At 63.9% G+C, this 1,693-nt stretch carries 1 pseudogene; it reads right to left on the reverse strand.

The window, feature by feature from the left end:
* Positions 1-88: 88 nt before the first annotated feature.
* A pseudogene (locus tag QSJ36_RS12765) lies at positions 89-1,693 on the reverse strand (hypothetical protein); the annotation flags it as partial.

Here is a 1,693-nt window from a genome sequence, read left to right on the forward strand (position 1 = left end):
CCCTCCCCTTAAGCACAAAAAGAGCCGCTCCCCGTGGATGGGAAGCGGCGCTGGCCGGGAAGAAGAAAAAAACTCTCTCTCTCTTTTATTACACCTCCTCGGGAGACAGCCAGCGGAAGGAGACGATGTTGAACTTCCTCCCGAACGCCTTGTTCACCGCGCTCAGCTCCGTCTCCTCCAGCGCTCCGCTCTTCATGTTGATCTTCTTGACCGGCGTCTCCGGGCTGTCCACCGGGTCCACGTAGTTGATCCCCCTCTGCACCACCGCCTCGCACCACGCCCGCGACAGCACCACACCCTCGCGGTTGGTCAGCTCCCCGTAGGCCCGGATCGTAAACGTGTCGTCGCGCGTCGTTAAAATATTGCCCAGCACCGCCAGCACGTCGGACTGGATCAGGTAGCCGGGAGCAGCCGTGTACACCGATCCCTTGGCCGCGTCCTGGTTCGGGTACCCTCCCTTGGGCGTGATGACCATGTCGGAGAGTTCGTCAAAGGTGCTGTTGATGGAGCTTTCGTCGATGGCCGCCTGAAGCGCCCCCTTCACCCCCATCTCCCCGCTCTGCAGGCGGCGGTTGACGAAGTCGGACATGTTCAGGAAGGGGCCCCTCTTTTTGACCTCCTGGACCATGTTCCGGGCCAGGGACTTGATCTGCGAGTCGCTGAGCGTTCTGAGGTCGGACCACGCCATGGCCTCCCCGTCCGGGATGCCCTGGGTTACGCCCACCGAGCCGTAGTCGTCCACGTGGGACTTGTCGCTGCTGGCCACCCCGAAGCGGGAGAAGGCCGTCTGGCTGTTGTTGAGCACGGAGGGGGTCCCGCTCCGGGAGTAGAGGAGCTTGCGCTTTTTGAGCCCAAGCAGGGTGGCTTCCCAGGCGCGCTGGGAGGTGGAGTTGACGTTGAAGCCCCCGGCCACGGTGAGGTACTTGGAGGCGTGCTTGTAGCCTTCGTCGGTCTTGGAGAGTTCTTCGACGACGGCCTCGGAGGGCTTGCCCTGGAGGTCGGGCACGAAGCGCCTGTTGGCAATGCCGGCGGCCTTGTTGGAGGAGGCGTCCGTGGAGAAGGCCTGTTGAAGCACGGTTTTAAGTTCCTCCCTGCCCGTGCCTCCGATGCTGGAGGGGCGCGCGGCCAGGGAGGAGGCGAACCAGGAGTCCCAGAGGGCGTCGTTGACCATCAGGCCGTGGTCCCAGAAGTCGCCCAGGGAGGCGTCTCCCATGATTTCATTGTGGGAGAAGACCTTGTCGGGCGGGAGCATGGGGTCGGCAAAAGCGTTGCCGATCCCCACGCCCGGCACGCCGGACTGGTAGGCGAAGCGTTTGGCGACGGCTGCCTTGGAGTCGCTCCTGTACCATCCCGGGGTGAGGCGGCAGCCTGCGAAGCCGGCGAGGCTGGAGGGCTGCTGGAAGGGGAGTTCCGCGGCCACGATCTTGTTGACCTGCTCGGCGCCCGGTCCGCCGAAGGGGGAGAGCCTGGTGCCGTCGTTGGAGAGGATGTTGGAGATGGTGATGGGGAAGAAGTCGCTGTTGGCGTTTTTGACTTCAAACTGGTAGGGGCTGTAGAGGCGTCCGAGCTCGGAGGCGGTGGGCATCTGCCCACCCCAGAAGAGAGGGCTGGAGTGCTGCCATGTCTTGGCGCGGTAGTCCTTGCCTTCCGGGTAGGCTCCGATCACCGGAGGCTTGCCCCATTTGACCGATAC

The sequence above is a fragment of the Akkermansia sp. NBRC 115031 genome (genome assembly GCF_030268505.1).
Taxonomy (GTDB): Bacteria; Verrucomicrobiota; Verrucomicrobiia; order Verrucomicrobiales; family Akkermansiaceae; genus Akkermansia; species Akkermansia massiliensis.